We start from the raw sequence: 16,881 nt of genomic DNA on the forward strand, positions 1-16,881 counted from the left end.
AGCGAAAAGGAGAAATGAGAGAGGGAAACCTATCACCACAAGACCCGCCACGAGACGGTGAATGTCCAAGGACTTGACATCTTCTACCGGCATGCAGGCGATCGGGACAAGCCGGCGATCTTGCTCCTGCATGGCTACCCGACTTCGTCTTACATGTATCGCAACATCATCGAGCCATTGGCGGAAACAGCATATGTCGTCGCGCCGGATCTGCCCGGTTTCGGCTACTCCTCCGCGCCATCCGCTGATGCTTACGACTACACATTCGAGAACATTGCCAACACGATCGACGCGCTTCTCACGGCGCTGGACCTCGAAAGATTCTTCCTGTTCATCCACGATTTCGGCACGCCCGTGGGCTATCATCTCGCGACGCGCCGGCCGGACCGCATTCGCGGGCTCATCGTCCAGAACGGCAATGCCCACGACGAGGGGCTAGGACCAGGATGGGACGCCCCGAAGGCATTCTTTGCCGATCCCACTGAAGAAAACCGGGCCAAGCTGCCCGACTGGATGAATTTCGACACGACCCGATACCAGTACATCGGAAATCAGCCGGAGCGCCTGGCGATTCTCTATCCCCCTGAGGGCTGGCATCTCGACTGGGAGCGTCTGGCGCGGCCCGGAATCATCGACATCCAGTTTAAGATCTTCTCCGATTACGGATCTCACATTGCGCGTTTCCCGACCATCGGAGACTACCATCGCAAGCACCAGCCGCCGTGCCTTTTGCTTTGGGGCAGGCACGACCCCTTCTTTGATATAAACGAGATCATGGCATACAATCGCAGCCTTGAGGCGTTGGAGGCCCACGTCTTCGAGAGCGGACACCAGCTTTTGGAGACCCATCACAGAGAATGCGCAGCTCTCGTGACCCGCTTCATACTCGAAATGAACGTGCGGCGAGCTTGATTTTCTTTTGTCGCTCCAGCCGACCGGCACTCGATCACCCATGCTGACCGCTTATGACGAGCCGACCGGCTGCCGTGACCGGGGACAAGCAATACAAAGTGCCCGATACCGAGCTGCCCGGCTTTTATGAGCGCGAAAAACACTGATGGCCCAAGCCGAGTTCCGGCGTTGGACAAGCCCTTTGGCCGCTTGAGGCGGCAGCCGAAACGCGTTGCGGAGCGGCACGTCAAGACTGGCGACTCGCTCGCTGCGAGACCTCAGGACATTGCAGTCTAAGGTCTGTGGCGCAAAAGTGTGCAGCGGTTGTCTAGGGCCTGTTGAGATTCATCTTGAGTTTATGACGGCGGCGCAAGCGTAGATCATTGCAGAGAAATTTCTGTCGGTTTTATCGCTTCGCATGGCGATGGCCTTGAACTCTTTGAGCTTGCAAAAGAAGTTTTCGATCAGGTGCCGCCATTTGTAGACTTGCTTGTCGATCGTGATGGGATGCTTTCGTTTTGGTCTCTGGGAAATGACGATCCGCGCACCGCGCTCGTTCATTTCCTCAATGATCCAGTTGGCGTCGAAAGCCTTGTCGGCAAGGATCGTGTCGAAATCGATGCCGTCGATCAGGGCAGCCACGCCGATTGTATCGTAACGCTGGCCGGGCAAGAGGTGAAACCGCACGAGGTTGCCAAGGGCATCGGTCAGGGCAAGGATTTTGGTCGTCCAACCACCTTTCGATTGTCCGATCGCCTGATTTTGAGTCCCCCTTTTGCGCCGTGTCCGTGACGGTGGACCGGAACGATCGTAGCGTCGACCATCGCATATTCCATGTCCGGATCATCCGACACAGCTTCGAATATCCGCTCGAACACGCCCTTCCTCGACCAGTCGTTGAAGCGCTTGAAGATCGTGTTCCAGTGGCCGAACTCATCCGGTAAATCCCGCCAAGGGCTGTTGGTGCGTGCTTTCCAAAGAACCGCCTCCAGAAACAGGCGGTTGTCACCGCCGCTGCGACCGGGGTCGCTATCCTTGCCAAGGCAATGGGGAGCCATCCTGTCCCACTGGGCGTCCGTCAACACAGTCCGAATCATCTTCAAACTCCTCAAAAGGAGCTTGAATCATCATGCGTCTTTCAACGAAACCCTGAAGCTCAACAAGCCCTAGAGCGGGCGCGTTCAATGATCGGGCCGGCTTATCTGAAGCGGTTCCGCGCTGTCCTTGCCGAGGAGGAGGCGAGATGGCGACGGTTACAGTTTCAGTGGTTGCGGGAGGGGGTATTTTCCGGGATTCGCTTCGAGCCTGATGGGCTCTTAAACTTTGGTTGCGGGGGGCTCGCAACCAACGATTCCTGCGATTGATCGAACGCTCGATACCAAGATGGCGGCTTGGGCGGTAGGCTTTGGTCTTGAACCGATGCGAACCTACGGCACTTGAATCCACACTGTCGTCATCGGGACCAGGGATTAATCTTTCAACCCGGCGGCCTCGAACGGGCTTGGGTCGCGAGTGGCGATTGCAAGGCCATTCGCTGCTGCTATGGCGGCAATGTAGCCATCAGCGGTGCCGATCGCTTTCCCAGATACTCGCGCGCGAGTCATCGGTTCCGAATAAAATCGTAAAGTCGCCAGATTGAAGGATAGTATACGCTCGGAAAAGTGAGGCAGCACTTCAGCCTCAATGCGGTTGCGGAGAATAGTTTGCCGTTTCCCCGCGGGCAAAGCAGCGATGCCGAAGCGAAGCTCAACAATCGTTATTATCGAAAGGAACAGCGTCTCAATGGCTTGGGCGTCCAACCAGGCGACTACTGCGTCATCTGGAATCGGTTTCCACGGCTCGGATATAACGTTGGTGTTCAGCAAGATCATTCAAAGGTGATCGGTTCAGCAGGTGTCTTGTCGCGACTTTTCTGCAGGGCTTCAACGTCGCTGTCGGGAAGCTCAGCGTCGCGACCAATAGCCCGCCAGTAAAGAGCCGAGCTTAACCCGTTCAGGGGGACATGGTCTGGCTGTTCATAGCGCTCACTTATCCATCAGCCGTTAAGCCACCAACACCGTGGCAACGCTCCCGCCGCTTCAAAACCTTGTCGGCACCTGCAGATCCGTCGGAATGTCATACCGAGCAGGTCGAGGTCAAATGCACGCCAACTTTCGAGACGACACGAAGCAATTTAAGGTCATTGTAATGAAGCGGTCCGGTCCAAAAACGTCCTAATCGCCGCAATAACAATGGCATTTGCCTCGGCATGGACCGCATGGTTCGCCCCCGGCACTTCGAGAAGCTCGCCCTTGGGGATTCGCTCGGCGATCAGCCGGGAATGGTTGGGAGGGCAGATCCAGTCTTCCGCCCCGCAGATAACCAGCGTCGGCACAGGGATGTCCTCGAGGCGATCGCGGAGATCGTAGAGCCGTTCCTTGAAGAGCGCGTTGTGGGTTTCGGCATGCAAGTGCATGGTGCGGGTCCGTTCCAGCGCAGCATCCGGATCGAACTTCTCATAATAGAGCGGCTGCAGGGCAAGCCAGATGAGACGAAGCTCCGTGTCGTCCTTCACCTTGTCGGAAAACATCTTGTCGAGCATCGACAGCGAGGCGCTTGTCGCCTTGTGGAGGCGTTCCTTGAACACCACCATCGCGTCGTCCTCGTGATGATAGCTCGCCGTCGTGCCGCGCAGGATCAGCCGGGAAAGGTTGTGCCCATACTTGACTGCATAGGTCAACGCGATCATGCCGCCGAAAGAGCCTCCTTGCAGGATGATTTTGCGGCCGCCGCAGAGATTCACGCGAAAGGCTTCGACGTCGTCCGCCAATTGCTCGAACGTATAGGGCGGCGTCAGACTGGTCTCGCCGCATCCGCGCTGGTCGTAGGCAATCAGGCGATACTTGTCCGACAGCGGCTTGTAGGCGTTGAATTCGCCGCGCCGATCGCCGATGCCGCGTCCGCCATGAAGCGCGATGATGGTTTCCGCATCCGGATCCCCGATATCGTCGTAAACGAAGGTGGCGTTGTTCAGGGTCACTGTCGGCATGATTGTCCTCGATCTGGCTGGAGGGCATCCCGCGCCCCATCCGAGCGCGGGATTCGGGATCATCAATTGGCAGGCTTCATGTCGAAGGCACGGACCCAATCGTCGCCGCGCGGCGTCCAAGTGATGCGCTTGGAAAGCCCGAAGGTCGCCGGCTGCGTGTAGAGGAAAAGCGCGGGCGCTTCGTCGCACATCACCTCGGTCGCCTTCTTGTAGGCCTCCTGGCGTTTGGACTTGTCCATGGTCGAACGGCCGTCCGCCAGCGCCTTGCCGAAATCGGCATTGTCCCAATAAGCGTAGATGTTGCCCGGCGCGAAAAGGGTCAGGAGACCGTCGGCGTCGATCGTCGGCCAGGCCTGGCTGAGCAGGCTCAAGGGGGCAAGGTCCTTCGTCTTCAGGTATTTATCCATGTAGGCGCTGAACTGCATCTCGACGATCTTTGTCTTGACGCCGATCTCCTCGAGTTGGCTCGCGACGGCCTGCACCACCTCCCCGCCATTGAGATAGGTTCCGCTCGGAACGTCGAACTCGATCGGTTCGGAAGGGGCGCCGCCCGCCTGCTCCAGCAGTTCGGCGGCCTTGTCCGGATCATAGGGATAAGGTTTCAGGTCCGGGTTGAAGCCGAAATAGGTCTTCGACATCACCTCGCAGCGGGCGATCTCGGCCTGGTCGTTGAAGATGGCCTTGACGATGCCTTCCTTGTCGACGGCGTAGTTGAGCGCCTGCCGGAACAGCTTGTTGTTGAGCGGCGGCTTCGTCGTGTTGAACTTGATGAACACAGTGCGCGTGCTCGGCACGGCGCCGGCCTGGGCGCCGCCATTGTCCTTGATGCGCTGGATTTCGGTGGTGGGGATCGAATTCACGAAATCGACTTCACCGGCGAGAAGGGCCGCGACGCGGCTCGCCGGTTCCGGGATAACGCGGATGATAACCCGATCGAAATCAGGCTTCCCGCCCCAATATTGCGGATTGGCATCGAGCGTGAAGCTTTCGCCCGGCTTGACCGAACTGAGCACATAAGGGCCCCCCGACGCCGTCTCGGTTGCCGGTTTGTGCTCTGCCACCCATTTCGGCGGGAGAAGGAAGAACATCGAGAGCTGCTCGATCATCGCGGGATAGGGCGCGCTCGTCTTGATCTCGAGCTCGGTCGGACTGACGACCTTGACGTCCGAGATCAGCGTGAACCAGGCCTTGATACGGGCGTTGAGCGCCGGATCCCGCACGCGGTCGAAATTCCACTTCACCGCTTCCGCGTCGATCTTCTCACCGTCATTGAACGTCGCGTCCGACCGCAGCGTGATCCGCCAGGTCAGATCGTCGACGCTCTTCCATTCGGTGGCCAGCCACGGCACGATCTTCATGTCGGGGGCTCGCAGCACCAGCGACGGATAGATATGGCTGAGCAGGCTGAGATCGGTGCCGACCGATGCCGTCATGTGCGGATCGAAAGTGTTGATCGTATTGGTGATGCCGATCGTCAGCGTCTTGCCCTCGGCCAGCGCCGTGGTCGACATCAGGGCGCTCAATGAAACGGCGGCGACCGCCGTAGATATCAGTTTCCTGTTCATGTTCCGTCTCCTTCTGGTTTGAGAATATTATTGTTTTTCATGCTGTTATGCTTGCCTGCAAGGAACGGACTTCCTCTATCGCGTATCCTTGAGAATAATCGGATCGAACTTTCCGGTATCGAGGAAGGTCTCGATCATCTGCCTATGGGGTTCGATGTCGATGCCGTTCTCCTTCAGCCAGTCGGGGTTGTAGTAGGTGGAGGTGTAGCGGTCGCCACTGTCGCAGATCAGCGAGACCAGTGAGCCTTCCTCGCCTGCCGCCATCATGCAGCCGGCGATCCAGCATAGCCCGAAGAAATTGGTGCCGGTCGAACCGCCGACCCGCCGGAACAGCCGCTCCGACAGGACGTGCATGGCTGCAACCGACGCCGCATCCGGGATCTTGATCATGTGGTCGATGACGCCCGGAATAAAGGACGGTTCGACCCGCGGCCGTCCGACCCCCTCGATGCGCGAGGGCCTCTCGCAGGTGACGTTCACGTCGCCGGAGCAATACGCATCGTAGAAAGCGGAATATTCGACATCCACGACGCAGAGCCTCGTCGGGAAATTCCGGTAGCGGATATAGCGTCCGATCGTCGCCGAAGTGCCGCCGGTGCCGGCGCTCATCACCACCCAGGCCGGATGCGGATGGCGCTCAGCCTGCATCTGCTCGAAAATACTCTCGGCGATGTTGTTGTTGCCGCGCCAGTCGGTCGCCCGCTCCGCGTAGGTGAACTGGTCGAGATAGTAGCCCCCTGCCTCCTCGGCCAAGCGCTGGGCGACATGATAGAGCTCGCCGGGGCTTTCGACGAAATGACAGCGCCCGCCGAAGCGCTCGATCGCCTCGATCTTCTGGCGGCTGGTCGAGCGCGGCATCACCGCGATGAATGGCAGTTCCAAAAGATGGGCAAAATAAGCTTCACTGACCGCGGTCGAGCCGGATGAAGCTTCCACCAGGGTCGTACCCTTCCGGATCCGACCATTGCAGATGCCGTAGAGGAAGAGCGAGCGTGCCAGCCGGTGTTTCAGGCTGCCGGTAGGATGAGTCGATTCGTCCTTCAGGTAGATCGAGATGCCCTTCAACCCCTTGAAGACCGGGTTGACCAGATGGGTGTCAGCCGAGCGGCGGCCGTCGCCCTGCAAGATACCGATCGCTTGCCGCGCCCAGTCGCGATCCTCGCTTTCGTGCAGCCGCATCACCGGCGGGCAGGACGGGGAGGATTGGGTGCCCGACATGGGTCAGGCCTTTGCAGGAATAGCGATGACGGCCTCGACCTCGACCTTGGCGTCCTTGGGCAGGGCGGAGACCTCGAAGGTCGCACGCGCCGGATAGGGCGCGGAAAACACCGCGCCATAGGCCTCGTTGATCGCCGCAAATCCGGAAAGGTCGGTCAGCAGGATCGTGGTCTTGATCGTCTTCGACAAATCGGTGCCGGCCGCTTCGGCAATCGCGGCGATGTTCTTCAGGCACTGCTTCATCTGCTCGACGGCATCGTCGGAACTGAAATTGCCGGTCGATGGATTGATCGGAAGCTGCCCCGAGACGAACAGCAGATCTCCATGCCGGACAGCCTGCGAATAGGGTCCGATCGCGGCTGGAGCATTTTCGGTCGATATGGCGTTCATGATGTTCTCCTTGTTCATGTTATCGGTCGTCAACCGGTGTGGAGTGGCCAAGCGTGTGCATCAGACGGTTCGCCCAGCCGAAGATTGCGGCGGAATGGATGAGGTCGACGATCTCGGCTTTCGAAAGACCATGGTCGCGCAGCGCCTGCACCTGATCCCTGCCGACATGCGAGGGCGTCTGCGACAGCGTCCTGCAGAAATCGACTATCGCCTGGATCTTCGGCTCGAATGGGCCATCGAGACCGCGCACGTAGATTTCCTCGACCACGTTGGAGCGGCCGGAAAGCTCCACGTAGCGGCGCGCGTGGACGGAGGCGCAATAGACGCAGCGGTTGACCGCGGAAGCGACGAGCGCGCCGAGTTCCCGTTCGGCCCGGTCGAGTCCTCCCTTGGCATACATTATGGCATTGAAGAGCTTCGTCCGTGCCACATAGGATTCCGGGTCGTGCGCGAGCGTGCGCACGTAGGGCGACACCTTGGTGTTGGAAGGGGTCACCTGCATGGCCGCAAGCTGCTCCTCCGTGGCGGTCGCCACATCGACCGGCTCGATATAGGGCGCCCAGGCGAGCGCCTTGACCTTGAAACGCGACGCACTCATGCCACCAGCTCCAATGCTTCCAGGCCGACGATCACGCGCGCCTCGAAATTGACGAAGGCGATCAGTTCCGAGAGCGCGATGATCTGCGGGTTGGAAAGTCCGGCGACTGCGAGGCGCTCGATGTCGGCGCTGGTGTTGTCACGTGGCGTCCTGGTGACGAGGTCGGCATGGCGGACAAGCGCCTGCGTGAAGATGTCCTCATCCGCCGGAAGCTCGGCGGCGGAGCCGATCGCCGCCAGAGTCTCGTTGCTGCCGGCTTCCTCCAGCATCAAGTCATAGGCCCGCGCCAGATCGTTCCGGCCGATCAGCCGCGCCATGCGGGCGGCGAGTGCCGCGCGCATGGCGTGGCCGATGCCGAATCCGTGGCCGGGCTCCAGCACCGTCTGACGGCACAGTTCCGTCCCCTCCACATAGTCCGGCCGCTCGCGGCGGATCCGGTAGAGTTCGGAATCCGGCTTTATCCCCGACAGGATATCAATCTGATCCATGCATTCAGTCCTCATGTTGTTCCGGTCCCGATCCGCGCCATGCGCGGATCGAAACTAGGCAGGAATTCGGTGCGGTCGCCTGAGACAGGCGGGAAGCGGCCGTGATCGGCGTCAGCGTATTCGGATTGCCGCCATGATCGATCCCGTCGCCGTCCGGGTGAAACCAGCCGCCGGTCGGCAGGACGGCGACGCCCGGCATCAGGCCCGCGTCGATCGTCACGGCTGCGATCGTGCGGCCCCGGTCGTTGTAGAGTTCGCAAAGATCGCCATCCCCGACGGCGAGCCCCTTTGCATCCCCGGCACTCAGCATGAACCGTTCGCAACCCTTCAGCTTAGCGCTTTGGCTGGCGGGGCCGTATTCAAGCTGTCCATGCAGACGGTGCGCGGGCTGCGGCGAAAGAAGATGGAACCGGTGTTGCGACGCAAGCGGGGCGCCGAGCCATTCCTCCGGCTCCCTCCAGGCAGGATGCGAACCGATATCGGGATAGCCGAATTCGCCGATCGTGCTGGAGGTAATCTCGATCCGACCGCTCGGCGTCTTCAGCGGCGAGCGGTCGGGGTTGTTTCGGAAGCGGCGGAAATGATCGGCGGGCGCCGGCGCGTCCTCCCCTTCGTCAAGGATCGCAAAGCCCCGCGAGCGGAAGGCCTGGAAGTCGGGCAGTTCGGGATAGCGCTGACGGTAACCTTCATAGATATGAGCCAGCCAGTCGTCGACGCAGCGGTTTTCATCAAACGCTTCGCGGCAACCGAGCCTATCGGCGATCAGACAGTAGGCCTCATGATCGGCGAGCACCCCTTCCGGCGGTTCCATGACGCGCCGGCTGTAGACCAGCCAATTATCGCGCGATGAGGCCGCGACGTCGTCCCGCTCAAATGGAAAGGCCGAAGGAAGCACGATGTCCGCCATCTTCGCGGTGGCGGTCCACATGTTCTCGGTGACGATCACCGTTTCCGGGCGCCGGAAGACTTCGACAAGACGATTGAGGTCCTGATGGTGATGGAAAGGATTGCCGCCGGCCCACCAGACAAGCCGGATATCGGGCAGTTCGAGGGTCTGGCCATCATACTCGATCCGCCCGCCCGGGTTTTCAAGAAGCTCGGTTATGCGCGCGACGGGGATGAAATGACGAACAGGATTCATTCCCTGCTCGAACGCCGGCCCCTTCAGCCGGCGTACCGGCTGGCCGACGGCATTGACAGCGGTCAGGCCGAAGGCAAAACCGCAGCCCTTCCTCCCCACATGGCCAGCCATGGAGGCAAGCGCAATCGCCGTCCAGAACGGCTGCTCGCCGAAACGGGCACGCTGCAGCGCCCAGGCGACGTTGATCAGGCTGCGATGGTCGTGCAGGTCTTCGGCAATTCCGATGATCGTCTCGGCCGGCACGCCGGAGATCGCCGACGCCCAGGCGGCGTCCTTGGCAATGCCGTCCGTCTCCCCGATCAGGTAGCTTTCGAACTCTCCGAAGCCCGTGGTGCAGTGATTGAGGAACTCGTAATCGAACAATCCCTCGGTCAACAGCCTGTGGCACATGCCGAGCATGACAGCCGCGTCCGTGTTCGGACGGATCGAGACGTGCCGAACATTCTGGCCCAGGGGCGCATCACCCGCCGCCGGGCTGAAAACGACGATCCGAACGCCCCTTTCCTGGCAGCGCCGCAGCCATTCGACCGAGCGATGGCTACCGGTGCCGCCCGCCTCGACCTGCGCATTGGTCAGCCGGAAGCCGCCGAACCCGACGAGCAGTTCACAATTCTCCGCAATGTCGCTCCAGGACGGCGCCGTATCACAGGCGTCCTTGTAGTCCCTCCCCAAGATATGCGGCAGCAGCACGCCGGCCGCGCCGTAGGAATAGCTGTTGACCGAGGAGGTGAAGCCGCCGGCGAGGTTGAGAAGCCGCTTGAGCTGGCTTTGCGCATGATGGAACCGGCCGGCACTTGCCCAACCGTAGGAGCCACCGAAGATCGCCTGGTTCCCGTGGGTGGAGCGGACACGCCGCAATTCATCGGCAATCAGGCCTGCGACCGCGTCCCAGCCCACCGCGACGAATTCCTCCCTGCCCCGACCGACGCCCGTGCCGGCCAACGGTCCATTTTCCAACCAGGAGCGCCGCACCATGGGCACACGGATGCGCTCGCGATGATCGGCAAGATCCAGATAGCCAAGCCCTATTTCCGAAGGATCGGGATCATACCGGAAAGGCAGGAGCCGCGGTTTCCCGTTCGCGTCAAAGCCGACCTCATAGATCCCGAAATGAGTCGCGAACAGGTGCATGGCGCTGACCTCCCAGGACGAAGTGCCGATCCCCGACCGCCCGTAACAAGGCTTCCTCGGGCGGCAGGTTGGCATTGACATCAAAAGCGATAGGCTGGCGGTTGCGCTCGATATCCGGGTCGGGAACCGGGATTGCCGAAAGGAGCGCCTTGGTATAGGGATGCTGCGGATTCTCGAAGATCGCCTCGCAGGGACCGATCTCGACGATACGGCCGCGCAGCATCACCGCGACCCGATGGCAGAGGTAACGGATCATCGACAGGTCGTGGGCAATGAAGAGGTAGGTCAGCCCCAGCTCGTCCTGCAGATCCTGGAACAGGTTGACGATCTGCGCCTGGATTGAGACGTCGAGCGCGGTGATCGGCTCGTCCGCGACGATAAACGCCGGATTGAGCGCAATCGCCCGGGCGATGTTGACGCGCTGCCTCTGTCCGCCGGAAAACTCGTGCGGATAGCGCTTCATGAACGAGGGGTCGAGACCGACCTTCTTGAAGAGCGAAGCGACCCGGTCCTGCCGCTCCGACCGCGCCCCGGCAAGCCCGTGCACATCGAGCGGTTCGGCGACGAATTCCCCGACCGTCATGCGCGGATTGAGCGAGGCATAGGGATCCTGGAAGATGATCTGCATGTCGCGCCGGTAGGGCTTGAGCATCGCCTTGGAAAGACCGGTGATGTTCTTGTTCCTGAAGAGAATGTCGCCGCTTGTCGGTGCCTCGAGCTGAAGCAGCACGCGCCCGGTCGTGCTCTTGCCCGAGCCGGATTCGCCAACGAGACCGAGCGTCTCGCCACTCGCAATGTCGAAGCTGACATTGTTGACGGCCTTGAGCGCAACAGTCCGGGACCCAAACAGCCTGCCTTCGCCACCATAGGTTTTGCAAAGCCGGTTGACGGAAACGAGAGGGCTGGCGTGAAGCTTGGTCATGCCTGTGCCTCCATGCGCGCAAGCTCGGCACGCAGGTCGTACCAGGCCGCCACCCGATGGCCGGGAGTGCTGTCGGCAGCATCGACAAGCGGCGGCGTTTCCAATTTGCACCGCTCCGTGGCGAAGGGATTACGCGGCGCGAAAGGATCGCCGACCGGTTCCTTCGTCAGATCGGGTGGATTGCCGGGGATCTGATAGAGCCGGTTGATGCCGCGCCGGCCGCCATGTGGAAGCGATTTCAGGAGGCCCCAGGTGTAGGCGCTGCGCGGATCGTGGAAGACGGAACGGACCGGACCACGCTCCATGATGCGGCCACCGTACATGACCTGCACGGTATCGGCGAGGCCGGCGACCACGCCCATGTCGTGGGTGATCCAGATGACGGTCGTGCCGATCTTGCGTTTCAGCTCGCGGACGAGATCGAGGATCTGCGCCTGGACGGTGACGTCGAGTGCCGTCGTCGCCTCGTCGGCGATCAGGAGCTTCGGGTTGCAGGAAATGCCGATGGCGATCATCACCCGCTGGCGCATGCCGCCGGAAAATTCATGCGGATACTGCCGGGCGCGGCGGGCGGCATCGGGAATGCCGACCAGTTCGAGAAGTTCGATCACCTGCGCCCGTGCCTGGCTCTTCGACATGCCGAAGTGCCGGCGCAAAGGTTCGGCGATCTGCCGCTCGATCGTCAGCACCGGGTTGAGCGAGGTCATCGGATCCTGGAAGACGAAGCCAATCTCCTTGCCGCGCAGGTCGAAAAGTTCGCGTTGCGAGAGTGTCAGCAGATCGCGGCCGTTGAAGATCACCTGGCCGCTGACGATGCGGCCCGGCGGGGTGGCGATCAGCCCGACCATCGAAAGCGCATGCACGCTCTTGCCCGAACCGGATTCGCCGACGATGCCGAGGGTCTCGCCCTCCTCAAGGATATAGGACACGTCGTTGACGGCATGCACCGTGCCGGACGGCGTGTCGAACGCGACGGTAAGATTACGGACCTCGAGCAGCGGAGCCATCGGACGCTCAGACCTCCAGGTAGCCGCCGGCGGAGCGGGTCAGGTATTCGCGGCCGGTCTCGGTCATGAGAACCGTGTCGGAAATCTGTGTCGCGCAAACGCCGGGCACACGGATATTGGGCTCGAAGGTGAAGATCATGCCCGGCTCCAGCACCAACGGAGAATTGGCGTCGAGCGAGGAATGCTCGTGGCCGCCGAGCCCGATGCCGTGACCGATGCGGCCGGGAATATTGGCGGCATAGCCGCGCTTTTTCAGGCCTTCACGGGTCTTCTCGAACAGGTCCCTGTAGGGTGTCCCGGGCCTGATGATCGCATCGACCTCCCCGCGAATCTCGAGGATGGCGTCGAGCGCCCGCCTGTTGACCTCCGGCAACGGTCCCATGGCCACGGTCCGCTCGTTTTCCGCATGGATGCCATTGGCGATCGTCCAGATAAGGACCGAGACCGCCTCGCCGCGCTGCGGCTTGCGCTGGGTCGGGTTATCGCAATTGAAGAACATGCGCGGGCCGGAGAGCACCCAGGTCCAGAGGCCGTTCTGAACACCGCCCTCCAGGGAGCCGAAATCGCAGACTTCCACATCGGGATAGTTTTTCGCCCAGAGCCTGTTCATCGCGTGCATCGAGGCGATCGCGACGTCCCGCTCCGTTCCGCCCGCCGCCAGCGTCTCGACCGCGGTATCCATGCCAAGGTCGGCGATCTTCGCGGCGATGCGCGCCTGGGCGATCTCGTCAGGATCCTTGATCAGCCGGCAATGATCGATGAGAGGGCTGACATCGGTGAACGTCGCGTCCGGCAGAGCCTTGCGAAGCTGACCGAGCCGCTGGATCGAAATGAACTCCTCCTCGATCCCGATAGTCTTTGCAGCAACGCCGAGATCGCCGAGGATGGAGGCAAGCGCATCCTGCCAGTTCGGTCCCATCGTCACCTTGGTGGACCATGCGCCATAAAGACGAATGTCCGGCACCCAGGCGCTCGCCCGGCCATGATCGTCGCGCAGCGCATGCACGAGCATGATCGGGTCGTGGTCGCGCGTGAGGATGGCGATCACAGGATGCGAATAGATGATCGGGTTGAAACCGGTGAAATAGAAGCTGTTCTCCGGCTTGAAGGAAACGATGACATCGACGTCCTGTTTCGCCATGCCCGCCTTGAGGCGTCCGACGCGGGGCGGCAGGCCGGATGGGGATATCTTGTTCATCGCATGGTCCTCAATTTCGGATCGAAGTAGTCGCGCAGCCAGTCTCCCAGGAGGTTGACGCTGAGCACGGTCAAAAGGATCGCGACACCCGGGAACGTGACGATCCACCAGGCCGTCGAGATGTAGACGCGGCCATCGGCCAGCATTCGGCCCCAGCTCGGGTTCGGCGGCTGGACGCCGAGGCCGAGGAAGGACAGCGCCGCATCCATGATGATGATGCGGGCGAGTTCCAGCGTCGCGACCACGAGCGCCGGCGTCAGGACGTTCGGCAGGAGGTGCTTGATCATGATGCGCCAGGTCCCCGCCCCGATCGCATGCGCGGAGAGCACGAATTCCCTCTCCCGCAGCGCCAGAACCTGGCCGCGGATGATGCGCGCGTAACGCAACCAACTCGTCAGCGCGAGCACGACGACGAGGTTGGTAGTGGACGGCCCCAGCGCCGCGATCACCAGAAGCGCGAGCAGCATGAGAGGCAGGGCGAGCTGGATATCGACGATGCGCATCAGCACCCGGTCGACCATGCCGCGATAGTAGCCGGCGACAATGCCGAGAAGCGTGCCGACGATGCCGCCGAGAACGACGGCGGCCGTGGCGATCGTCAGCGTTACCCGGCTCCCGTGGACGATGCGCGAGAGGATGTCGCGGCCGAGTTCGTCGGTGCCGAGCGGATGGGCGCCCGGCGAAAAAAGCCCCGTCCAGGTGGGTGCCGCCATGCGGGCGACAAGGTTCGAGCGGGTCGGGACCGGCAGGCCAAGATAGGGCGCAAGCAATGCGGCCAGGACGAAGACCAAGACGAGCACGAAGCCGAACAGTCCGGCGCGGCTTTTCAGGAGGGCGAGGAAGAAGGACTTCATGGAAGGCCCCCTTATTGCCGGCTGATACGCGGATCGAGCACGCCGTAGAGCAGGTCGACCAGCAGATTGATGAGGATGAAGATAGCGGCGACGAGAGCGACACCCGCCTGGATGACCGGGAAATCCTGAGCCTGGATCGCCTGCATGATGATGCGTCCGACGCCCGGCCAGGCAAACACCGTCTCGATGACCACCGAACCGCCGAGCAATTCACCAGCGATGATGCCGATCATCGTCACGACCGGGATCAGCGCGTTGCGGGCGATATGCCAGAAAAATACCGTGCGCGGCATGAGGCCCTTGGCGCGGGCGGTGCGGACGTAGTCCTCGCGCATGATGTCGAGCAGCGACGACCGCAAAAGCCGGGCAATGGAGGCGGAGACGAACACCGCAAGCGTCAGCCCCGGCAGAACCAGATGGGCGATCGTGCCCGAGCCGCCGGTCGGCAGCCAGCCGAGATCGACCGAAAAGACGAGGATCAGCATGATGCCGAGCCAGAAGACGGGTGTCGCCTGCCCCAACAGGGCCGCGATCATGACGACGAATTCGGAGATGGTGCCGCGCTTCAAGGCGGCAACCGCGCCGGCGGCGCCACCGATCAGCGTACCGAACAGCAATGCGGCCCCGGCAAGCTCGATGGTGGCCGGCATGCGTTCGAGAACGACATCCATCGCCGGCCGGGTATGCTGGAACGAAACGCCGAAATCTCCGCGCAGCATCGCGACCATGGAAAGGGCATATTGTTCGAGGATCGGCCGATCGAGACCAAGGGTGATCCGCAGCGCATCGATCTCCTGCTGGTCGGCTCCGACCGGAAGCAGCAGCACCGCAGGATCGCCCAGCACGCGGCTGACGAAGAACACGATGGTCACGACACCCCAGATGGCGAGCAGCGCTTCTCCGAGCTTGACTGCCAGGTAGCGGTTCATGGGCATGGCCCCGCAGCGGCAAGAACCGTGTCTCTCATTCCGCCGCACCCTTTTCGAGATCATCGAGCATCGCGGCGGAATCGGTCCACTCGTCGCCAAGCAATTCCGGCGTCGCGTAGGCCACGAGGTTGGCGAAATGGGTTTCGCGGTCCGCAACGAAGAGGCTGCGGGCGATGCCGCGCGCTAGCCGGCGTCCGCCGTCACTGACGGCCGGGATATCGCCCGACAGCTTGCCGTGGCTGAGCGAGGCCGGATAGTTGAAACAATGAACGAGCCGCAACGAGGGGCAGCTTCCCGGTACCTTTTCGAGGAACTCGAAATCGGGACCGAGATAGGGCGAGGTTGCGAGTTCGCCGTTCCCCACGCCCTCGGCGGGTGCATAGACGTCCTGCCAGAATTGGATGAAGGGTGCGAAATGGTGAAGTTCCGGCCGCGCATCGAGCTCCACACGGAAACCGGTCGCGAAGATCACGAAGTCGTATTCCAGGTCGCCGCGGCTGGTCTCGACGATCACTCGGTCGCCCTTCTCATACAGGCCGCGCGCCCCCGTCGCCAGAAAGAACCGACCGTGGGGATGGCGCGAAACCCGCAGCGTGGAGTCCCGCGGCGGCGGCGTCTGAGTCCCCAGCACATAGTCCATGAATTTCCACTTCCAGTCGTCGCTCAAGCCCGCAAATCCCTGCACGACGCCCTGGCTGGAAATGCCGGTGAATTTGTTGACGCGCGGCATCTCCTTGCGGCGGATGATCATGTCGACACCAGCGGCCCCCGCTTCGAGGGCGGTCGCAGCATTGTCCATGGCCGAGGCCCCGGCACCGATCACGGCGACGCGCTTTCCCTTCAGGGCCGCAAAGTCGATGTCATCGGCCGAATGCGCCCAGAACCTGCGATCCACATGCTGCGCGAAGTCGGGCACGTAGCCGCCGCCGAGACCGTCGCGGCCGGTTGCAAGCACGACATGTCGTGCATATATCCGCTCATCCTCTCCGCTGGACAGGTTGGCGGCATCAAGGGCGATCAGATCATCATTGACCGGCGCCATGCCGGTGACGGCGATACGATTCCGAACCGGCAGGTCAAGCACCTTGCGATACCAGACCAGGTAATCCATCCACTGTTCTTTCGGGACCTTGCCAAGCGCTTCCCAGGCCTCCGCGCCGAACTGCGCCATATACCAGGCGCGGAAGGTCAGCGACGGCAGGCCGAGGGCCGGGCCCGTCAGTTGCTTTGGCGAGCGGAGCGTCTCCATGCGGGCGAACGTGACCCATGGCCCTTCGAGCCCCTGCGGAGCGCGGTCCAAGCAGACGACGTTGTGAATACCAAGCATCTTCAGCGACGCGGTCGCCACGAGCCCGCACATGCCGGCGCCGACGACGACGGCGTCATAGACACGCTCGCCGTCGTATTCGGTCGCCGGCACCCACTCCTTGGGAGGAAGCTCGAGGAGCGAAAGGTCGTCGGCCAGTCTGCTTTCGAGACCTGCCAGACCCGTCGACGGCTGCTTCGCTTGGACGTTCAAGA

At 61.8% G+C, this 16,881-nt stretch carries 15 protein-coding genes and 2 pseudogenes; 1 reads left to right on the forward strand and 16 read right to left on the reverse strand.

Annotated elements, in window-relative coordinates; all coding sequences use genetic code 11:
• Positions 1–57 precede the first annotated feature (57 nt).
• A complete protein-coding gene (locus DMO26_RS24575) occupies positions 58–912 on the forward strand; it encodes an alpha/beta fold hydrolase (protein WP_117194802.1) in 855 nt (284 codons plus the stop codon).
• A 324-nt stretch (positions 913–1,236) separates the two neighbouring features.
• On the opposite strand, the gene DMO26_RS24580 is transcribed toward DMO26_RS24575, so the two are convergent.
• The 16 genes and pseudogenes from DMO26_RS24580 to DMO26_RS24660 all read right to left on the reverse strand — a co-directional run bounded on the left by DMO26_RS24580 (position 1,237) and on the right by DMO26_RS24660 (position 16,879).
• Positions 1,237–1,988 (reverse strand): IS5 family transposase gene (locus DMO26_RS24580; RefSeq protein WP_117194803.1). Its coding sequence is split into 2 segments (ribosomal slippage): positions 1,237–1,658 and positions 1,658–1,988, totalling 753 coding nucleotides; the frame shifts between segments, so codons are not numbered across the junction.
• A gap of 356 nt (positions 1,989–2,344) precedes the next feature.
• Positions 2,345–2,762 (reverse strand): annotated as a pseudogene (locus DMO26_RS24590) (PIN domain-containing protein).
• A pseudogene (locus DMO26_RS34530) lies at positions 2,759–2,891 on the reverse strand (FitA-like ribbon-helix-helix domain-containing protein); the annotation flags it as partial. The pseudogenes DMO26_RS24590 and DMO26_RS34530, both read right to left, overlap by 4 nt.
• Before the next feature lie 179 nt (positions 2,892–3,070).
• Positions 3,071–3,919, reverse strand: a complete 849-nt coding sequence (locus tag DMO26_RS24600; protein ID WP_117194806.1) for an alpha/beta fold hydrolase — start codon at positions 3,917–3,919, stop codon at positions 3,071–3,073.
• 62 nt (positions 3,920–3,981) lie between these two features.
• Positions 3,982–5,484 (reverse strand): ABC transporter substrate-binding protein, encoded by a 1,503-nt coding sequence (locus DMO26_RS24605; protein WP_117194807.1) that lies wholly within the window; start codon positions 5,482–5,484, stop codon positions 3,982–3,984.
• A gap of 75 nt (positions 5,485–5,559) precedes the next feature.
• Positions 5,560–6,702: a PLP-dependent cysteine synthase family protein gene (locus DMO26_RS24610; RefSeq protein WP_319025410.1), complete on the reverse strand. Its 1,143-nt coding sequence runs from the start codon at positions 6,700–6,702 to the stop codon at positions 5,560–5,562.
• 3 nt (positions 6,703–6,705) lie between these two features.
• Positions 6,706–7,092 (reverse strand): Rid family detoxifying hydrolase, encoded by a 387-nt coding sequence (locus DMO26_RS24615; RefSeq protein ID WP_117194844.1) that lies wholly within the window; start codon positions 7,090–7,092, stop codon positions 6,706–6,708.
• Positions 7,093–7,111: 19 nt separating this feature from the next.
• Positions 7,112–7,690: a peroxidase-related enzyme gene (locus tag DMO26_RS24620; protein ID WP_117194808.1), complete on the reverse strand. Its 579-nt coding sequence runs from the start codon at positions 7,688–7,690 to the stop codon at positions 7,112–7,114.
• Entirely contained in the window at positions 7,687–8,178 is a 492-nt protein-coding gene (locus DMO26_RS24625; protein ID WP_117194809.1) for a CMD domain-containing protein, read from the reverse strand. Before DMO26_RS24625 ends, DMO26_RS24620 begins: the two co-directional genes overlap by 4 nt.
• Before the next feature lie 4 nt (positions 8,179–8,182).
• Positions 8,183–10,450, reverse strand: a complete 2,268-nt coding sequence (locus DMO26_RS24630) for a molybdopterin-dependent oxidoreductase (protein ID WP_117194810.1) — start codon at positions 10,448–10,450, stop codon at positions 8,183–8,185.
• Positions 10,416–11,372 carry an ABC transporter ATP-binding protein gene (locus tag DMO26_RS24635; RefSeq protein WP_117194811.1) on the reverse strand — a complete coding sequence of 319 codons (957 nt, stop codon included), beginning with the start codon at positions 11,370–11,372 and terminating at the stop codon, positions 10,416–10,418. The genes DMO26_RS24630 and DMO26_RS24635 overlap by 35 nt, the downstream gene beginning before the upstream one ends.
• The gene (locus DMO26_RS24640; RefSeq protein ID WP_117194812.1) at positions 11,369–12,379 is read right to left on the reverse strand and encodes an ABC transporter ATP-binding protein; all 1,011 of its coding nucleotides are present in this window, start codon (positions 12,377–12,379) and stop codon (positions 11,369–11,371) included. Before DMO26_RS24640 ends, DMO26_RS24635 begins: the two co-directional genes overlap by 4 nt.
• 7 nt (positions 12,380–12,386) lie before the next feature.
• Entirely contained in the window at positions 12,387–13,577 is a 1,191-nt protein-coding gene (locus tag DMO26_RS24645) for a M24 family metallopeptidase (protein ID WP_117194813.1), read from the reverse strand.
• Positions 13,574–14,431, reverse strand: a complete 858-nt coding sequence (locus DMO26_RS24650) for an ABC transporter permease (RefSeq protein WP_117194814.1) — start codon at positions 14,429–14,431, stop codon at positions 13,574–13,576. The genes DMO26_RS24645 and DMO26_RS24650 overlap by 4 nt, the downstream gene beginning before the upstream one ends.
• Before the next feature lie 11 nt (positions 14,432–14,442).
• A complete protein-coding gene (locus DMO26_RS24655; protein ID WP_117194815.1) occupies positions 14,443–15,360 on the reverse strand; it encodes an ABC transporter permease in 918 nt (305 codons plus the stop codon).
• A gap of 34 nt (positions 15,361–15,394) precedes the next feature.
• Positions 15,395–16,879, reverse strand: a complete 1,485-nt coding sequence (locus DMO26_RS24660; protein WP_117194816.1) for an NAD(P)-binding domain-containing protein — start codon at positions 16,877–16,879, stop codon at positions 15,395–15,397.
• Positions 16,880–16,881 lie beyond the last annotated feature (2 nt).

The sequence above is a fragment of the Rhizobium terrae genome (assembly GCF_003425685.1).
GTDB classification, from domain to species: Bacteria; Pseudomonadota; Alphaproteobacteria; order Rhizobiales; family Rhizobiaceae; genus Neorhizobium; species Neorhizobium terrae.